This is a genomic window from Paraburkholderia sp., from assembly GCF_034668105.1.
Classification (GTDB): domain Bacteria; phylum Pseudomonadota; class Gammaproteobacteria; order Burkholderiales; family Burkholderiaceae; genus Paraburkholderia.
Map to the genome: position 1 here is coordinate 1 of NZ_JAXDPY010000232.1, position 6499 is coordinate 6499.

The 6499-nt window shown below is 64.5% G+C and carries 7 protein-coding genes; 5 read left to right on the plus strand and 2 right to left on the minus strand.

Annotation, left to right across the window (positions count from 1 at the left end):
• Window positions 1-1499: TonB-dependent receptor domain-containing protein (locus QOC89_RS10920; RefSeq protein ID WP_323045022.1), on the plus strand; the 1499-nt coding region annotated here is incomplete at its 5' end.
• A gap of 24 nt (window positions 1500-1523) precedes the next feature.
• On the opposite strand, the gene QOC89_RS10925 is transcribed toward QOC89_RS10920, so the two are convergent.
• Window positions 1524-2636 carry a beta-propeller fold lactonase family protein gene (locus QOC89_RS10925; RefSeq protein WP_323045023.1) on the minus strand — a complete coding sequence of 371 codons (1113 nt, stop codon included), beginning with the start codon at window positions 2634-2636 and terminating at the stop codon, window positions 1524-1526.
• Between the two features lie 198 nt (window positions 2637-2834).
• Between QOC89_RS10925 and QOC89_RS10930 the strand changes: the two genes are divergently transcribed.
• The 4 genes from QOC89_RS10930 (at window position 2835) to gph (ending at window position 5710) form a co-directional block, all read left to right on the plus strand.
• Window positions 2835-3590, plus strand: coding sequence for an energy transducer TonB (locus QOC89_RS10930; RefSeq protein WP_323045024.1), 756 nt, complete (start codon window positions 2835-2837; stop codon window positions 3588-3590).
• A gap of 42 nt (window positions 3591-3632) precedes the next feature.
• The gene (locus QOC89_RS10935) at window positions 3633-4394 is read left to right on the plus strand and encodes a MotA/TolQ/ExbB proton channel family protein (RefSeq protein ID WP_323045025.1); all 762 of its coding nucleotides are present in this window, start codon (window positions 3633-3635) and stop codon (window positions 4392-4394) included.
• The gene (locus tag QOC89_RS10940) at window positions 4385-4807 is read left to right on the plus strand and encodes a biopolymer transporter ExbD (RefSeq protein WP_323045026.1); all 423 of its coding nucleotides are present in this window, start codon (window positions 4385-4387) and stop codon (window positions 4805-4807) included. The genes QOC89_RS10935 and QOC89_RS10940 overlap by 10 nt, the downstream gene beginning before the upstream one ends.
• 207 nt (window positions 4808-5014) lie before the next feature.
• Window positions 5015-5710: a phosphoglycolate phosphatase gene (gene gph / locus QOC89_RS10945; RefSeq protein ID WP_323045027.1), complete on the plus strand. Its 696-nt coding sequence runs from the start codon at window positions 5015-5017 to the stop codon at window positions 5708-5710.
• A 46-nt stretch (window positions 5711-5756) separates the two neighbouring features.
• Here gph and QOC89_RS10950 read toward each other — a convergent pair whose 3' ends face one another.
• Entirely contained in the window at window positions 5757-6419 is a 663-nt protein-coding gene (locus QOC89_RS10950) for an ankyrin repeat domain-containing protein (RefSeq protein ID WP_323045028.1), read from the minus strand.
• Window positions 6420-6499 lie beyond the last annotated feature (80 nt).

Consider the following 6499-nt stretch of genomic DNA (forward strand, 5'->3'; position numbering starts at 1 on the left):
TGCACGGCACGCAAACCATTCCCCGCTCGTTCCTCAGCAACTTCAAGCAGCCCTACACGTATCCCGATCAGAATCAGAACAGCGTGGGCTACGTGACGCTGGCGGGCGACCATTACTTCAACGACCACGTCGAACTGAGCGGCAACGCCTACTACCGGCACTTCCGCAACACCAATACCAGCAGCAACGTCAACGATGATTTCGGCAAGGTGGACGACGACGGCAACGTCGACACGTTGCAGGCGACCAATGAAAAGTCGACCGTATCCACCGACGGCTACGGCGCCAGTCTGCAACTCACGCTGCTCGGCAAACTCGGCGGCATGGAAAACCAGCTGATCGCGGGCATGGCCGTCGACATTGCCAATTCGCACTTCACGCAGTCGTCGCAGGATGCGGCTTTCACCGATTCGCGCGCCACCGTCGGCATCGGCGATTTCGTGCAGCAGACCGACGCGAAGACGCACAACACCAACTACGGCGTCTATCTGTCGGACACGCTGTCGCTGACGCCGCAATGGTCGGTGACGCTGGCGGGACGCTACAACTGGGCCGAAGCCACGATCGGCGATTCGAGCGGCTTGCAGCCCGCGCTGGACGGCCACCATACCTTTTCGCGTTTCAACCCGGCCATCGGCATCAACTGGAATCCGACGCCGGCTTTGACGGCCTACGCCACCTATAACGAAGGCATGCGTTCGCCGACCGCGATCGAGCTGGCTTGCGCCGACCCGGCCGCGCCGTGTTCGCTGCCGAACGACTTCATCTCCGACCCGGCCCTCAAGCCGGTGATCTCGAAGACCTACGAAATCGGCGCGCGCGGCCGCGTCGGCGCGGCCACCACGTGGAGCGCCGCCGCGTACAGCACGACGCTCGACAACGACATCCAGTTCATCAGCAGCAATGGCGCGGGGAGCTCGCTAGGGTTTTTCCAGAATGTCGGCCGCACGCGCCGGCAAGGCGTCGAACTCGCGGGCCAGACGAAGTTCGGTCCGCTGGCCGTGACCGCGAGCTACAGCTATGTCGACGCGACCTACCAGTCGACGTGGACCGAAAGCAGCGCGAGCAACTCGAGCGCCGACGCCAACGGCAATATCACCGTCAAACCCGGCAACCATATTCCGGGCATTCCCGCGACCACGGTCAAGTTGCGGCTCGACTACCCGGCCACCGCGAAATGGAAGATTGGCACCAACCTCACCTGGCGAGGTAGTGTCTACGCGCAAGGCGACGAAAACAACCAGGATGTGAACGGCAGGATCTCCGGCTACCTGTTGATCGATATGGACTCGTCCTACCAGGTGACGAAGCAACTGCAGGTCTTCGCCTCCGTGACGAACCTGCTCGACAAGCGCTACGCCAGTTTCGGCGCACTCGGTCAGAACTTCTTCAACGGGCCGAACCATACCTTCGACGGCGCGAACCCGGTCAACGAGCAATTCGTCGGTCCGGGTGCGCCAAGAGGCGTGTGGGTGGGGTTGCGTTATGCGTGGAAATAGCCCCGCCGCATCACGCAGCGACGGTCAATGCGATTCGATCGAGCCGTCGCTGTGCGGATACGTGACGATGCCCCACGCGAGCGGTAACTCGCCGATCTGCTTGATCGGCTGATAGCTCTTCGCGTCGAGGACATAAACCGAATCCGACCGGCCACACGCCACCAGCAGCTTTGCGCCATCCGGCGTGAAGCTGAAGTGCCAGCAACGCTGCCCCACCGGCACGTCGGCGATGTGTTCGAAAGTGTGGCCGTCGAACACCTGGACCGCCTTGTCGCGCGCCGCGGCAACAAACAGGCGCTGGCCGTTCGGGCCGAACGCCACGCCGTACGGCCCGAGTTTGGTATCGACCGTCTTGAGCACCTGGAAGCTATGCGCGTCGATCACGACAAACTTGCTGAGCGATTCCAGCGTGACCACATAGTGCTTGCCATCGGGCGACAGGCGGATGCCCCGCGGGCGGCCGCCGGCCGCAAGCTTGACCGTTTTGACCGGCGCACCGGTGCGCGCGTGATAGACCGAAACCGTATCGTCGCCTTCGTTGGTAACGAGCATCGTCTGGCCGTCGCGCGCGAACTCGATGCCTTCGGTTTCGTGACCGCTCGTCACCGAGCGGATCACACGCCACGTTTTCATGTCGACAATTGCGATTTCCGCCGGCGGCTTGTTCGCGTCGTCGTCGTCCGCGCCGGGTTTTCCGTCCGGCTTTGCGTCCGGTTTGCCGGCTGGTTTGCCGTCCGCTCTGGCGCCCGGCGGCCCGCCGTCCTCGCCGGGCTCGTACGTCACATAGGCGTAGCCGTTGTGCACCCGCACATACTCGGGATTCTGGCCGATCTTCACGCGCTGGACGACCTTGCCCGAGGCCGTATCGATCACCGACAGATCGCCCGTATTCTTGTTGGCGACCAGAAGCCGGCTGCCGTCCGCATTCAGACTCAGGCCGCGCGGACCGTCCGCGCCTACCGGAAACGTCTTTGTGAGCGTCATCTGATCGAGATCGATCACGCCGACGCCGGCCTTCTCGCTCGTCACGTAGGCAAGCGGCGCGGCGGCGTGGGCGGCACTCGCCGCCAGCACGAGCGCGGCAGCCAGCGCGATGGAACGGCGTGGACCTCTGATGGGAATCCGTGTCTCCAGCATTGTTGTACTCCGTGGTGAAAGCGCTGCGCCGCGATAGCTCGCGTCATCCATTCAAAGTATCCCACCGGGCGATTGTTTGACAACGGACATCGGGCGGGAGAATTTCCCGAATTGATCCACGCCGGCAGGCGCGCGTTCTAAAACCGCGGGCTCGGGAGGACAATGAATGCGGAGGTGGCAGTGATGCTGCAAGTTGCCATGGCTAAGCCTGAACACCCTGCGATTGTCGCGACGCGCCACCGTCGCGCCGCGATCGTGCTGGGCGCCGTGATCGGTGCGCATCTGGTTTTGCTGGCGCTCGCGTTGACGGCACGCGACATCACGCTCGAGCGGCCCGTCGAACCGCGAACGATCACGGCTCTGTTGTTGAGTCCCGAGCCGGAACCCGCGACGCCTACGACACCCACGCCCCCTGTCACGCCCGCCACGCCTGTCGCTGTCGTCCCGCCGACCCCGACGACGCCCGCGCGTCCCGCCGTTCGCGTCAAACCCTCGCCGCAGCCGCGCCCACGCATGCCGCGCAGTGTCGAAACGCCCGCACCTGTGGCGCCGCCGCAGAACACCGCGCTGCCTGCCGCCACGCCGGCGGCCCCCGCCGCCGCGCTACCTTCGCCCGCGGCGCCCATAGCGGCGTCCGCGCCCGCTGCCGAACGTACGATGCCCGCTTCGAGCGCGCCGAGGAACGTCTCGCATATCGACTGCACGATCCCGAAGCCGGACTATCCCGACATCTCGAAGCGGCGCAGCGAGAGCGGCACCGCGATCGTGCGGTTTGTCGTCGGTCTGGCCGGCGGTATCGAGACGGTGCAACTGCAAAAGAGCAGCGGCTATGCGCGGCTCGACGAAGCCGCGCTCGCCGCTGTCCACGCGAGCGTCTGCCGACCTTATAGCGAGAACGGCGCCGCGCTTCGCGCCGCGTACTCGCAGTCGTTCGTGTTCGGACTGACCGACTGACTCCGCCACCGCATCAAAGGACAAAGGACAAAGGAAACCACCATGCAACATTACGGACTCGCGAATGTCTGGGAAGCAGGGGACCTCGTCACGCGCGGCATTCTGAGCGTGCTGCTGATCATGTCGGTCATGTCGTGGACGGTCATCATCATCAAGCTATTGCAGGTCATGCGGCTCAGGCGCGTGACCCGGCAGAGCGACGCGCGCTTCTGGAGCGCGGACCGCTTCGAGGACGGGCTGCGCGGCCTCGGTCACCCCGAGTCGACAGCGCACGACAATCCGCTCATCGCACTCGCGCTCGCGGGCCACGAAGCCGCAACGCATCACCGGCAGACCCAGCAGCATCTGCACGACCGTATCGACGTCTCCGACTGGATCACGCGGCGCTTGCAGGACACGATGGACGAGACGATCGCGCGCCTGCAAAGCGGTCTGGCGATCCTCGCGTCGATCGGCAGCACGGCGCCCTTTGTCGGGCTGTTCGGCACTGTGTGGGGCATCTACCACGCACTGATCGTGATAGGCGAAACGGGCCAGACATCCATCGACCACGTGGCGGGACCGGTCGGCGAGTCGCTGATCATGACGGCGTTCGGGCTCTTCGTGGCGATCCCCGCTGTGCTCGGCTACAACGGGCTGACTCGCGCGAACCGGTCGATCGTCGTCCGCTTGAGGCGCTTCGCGCATGGCTTGCACGCGTACTTCGTGACCGGCTCGCAGTTGCCGTCGAGCGCCGGCCCGCAGATGCATGTCGTGCCGCGCAGCGGGAGCGCAACCCGTGACGGAGACCTCAAATGGCAATGAGCCCGTTTTCCGACGACGACGAACAGGGGCTGATGAACGAGATCAACATGACGCCGCTGGTCGACGTCATGCTGGTCCTGCTGATCATTTTCCTCGTCACCATTCCCGCCATGCAGCATGCGGTCAGGATCGATCTGCCACGGGCGAGCAGCCAGCCGGAAGCGGTCAAACCCGCCCACGTGGACCTCGCTGTGGAAGCGGACGGGTCGGTCCTGTGGGACGGCCATGCGGTGACCGACGACGGATTGCGCGCGCGGATCGCGCAGGCGGCGCAGACAACGCCGCAACCGGAACTGCATTTGCGCGCCGACCGCAAAGTGCCTTATGAACGGATCGCGGACGTGATGTCGGCGGCTCAGACCGGCGGCCTGACGAAGATCGGCTTCGTGACCAACCCTCAGCCCCGGAAATAGCGCGGTGGCTCACACGCCCAAGCTGGCGCGAATCCCGGGCCTGGATACCAAAGAGTGGCTTATCGGCGCCGAAAGAATCTTTGAATTTGAATCGACCCGTGGCTCGGCTATCGTGATGCGTGTCTGAACGGCACATCATCTTTGCGAGGATCGCCCGATGCAAGCCAGCGTGGTGCGGAACGCAGATCGAGCGACGGCAGGCTCGCCATGGTAGCGGGCCACCGCTGCGAGGCCGTGCTGATCGATCTGGACGGCACGATGGTCGACACCGCACCGGACATTGTCGCCGCCGTCAGCCGCATGCTCGAGCATTTCGGCACAACAGCGCTGCCGTTCGACACAGTGGCCGGATTGATCGGCAACGGCGTGCCGAATCTCGTGCGACGCGCGCTGGAAGCGGCGGGGATTGACAAGCAGTTCGCCATCGAGCGGGCCCAGCCCGTGTTCGAACAGCACTATGCCGATACGAACGGACGGCTGGGCCGGGTATTTCCCGGCGTGACGGCCGGGCTGCGCGACTTGCGTGAAAGAGGTTACCGGAGTGCCTGCGTGACCAACAAACCCGAGGCGCTGGCGGCTTCGTTACTCGCGAGGACCGGCCTCGGCGACTATCTGGACGTGCTGGTGGCGGGCGACACGTTAGCCAGCATGAAGCCCTCGCCCGAGCCCCTTTGGCACGCGTGCCACCTGCTCGATGTCGACCCCGGACATTGCACGCTGGTCGGCGATTCGCCTGTCGACGTCGCAGCGGCACGGGCAGCCGGCCTGCCTGTCATCATTGTCCGTTATGGGTATGCCGGCCAGGGCGGCGCCGACGGATTGCGCTGCGATGCGCTGATCGACTCATTCAAAGCTTTACCGGCGATTCTCGCGCGATGGGGGCAACTCACGCACGCGAACTAAGGGCGAAGTTTCAACGCGGGGTTCCGGGCGTGTGCACAGGTCATGATCAGCCCGCGGAGAGCAGGCCCGTCACCCGATCCGATTTCGTCTGCACCGCGATGTCTTTCGCCGTCATTCCCCGATTGTCTTTCAACGAGCGATTCGCGCCGCGTGCGAGCAGCAGCTGGACGGTGTCCGCGCGATCGTATCCGGCGGCCCACATCAGCGCGGTGAGATCGTTCTTGTAGGTCCGGTTCACGTCGATGCCGGCGTCGAGCAACCGGCTGACGACCTTCGTTTGTCCCTCGCCGGCCGCGTACTCCATGGCGGTCTTGCCGACCCGATCCGTTGCGAGAGGATTCGCGCCATGCGCGAGCAGCAGCGCCACGATCTCATCAAAGCCGCCGTACGCCGCGGCCATCAATGGCGTGACGCCGGGTGCACTCGCGTGCTGAATGTTTGCGCCGCGCTCGATTAGCGTGCGCGCCATCGCCGCATCGCCTTTTTTGCACGCGGTGATCAACGCCGTGTCGCCGATGCGGTTCATCGAGTCGATGGCCGCCCCACGTTGAAGTGCCGAGAGCAGCGACTGCTGGTCGCCGTCTTTTGCAGCGGCAAGCAGTTGCCGGTTGGTTTCCCCGTCTGCCTGCGCCAGCGCGGGCAGATACACGCCGCATGCGCCCGCTAGTAGAACAACAGCCGCGATGTGGCGGGTGAGCGTTTTTTTCATGATCTCTGCTCCGGGCTACTCGAGATTGTTGACGTACGCAGCAAGGTTGCGGATGTCGTCGTCGGTCAGATTGCGCGTTA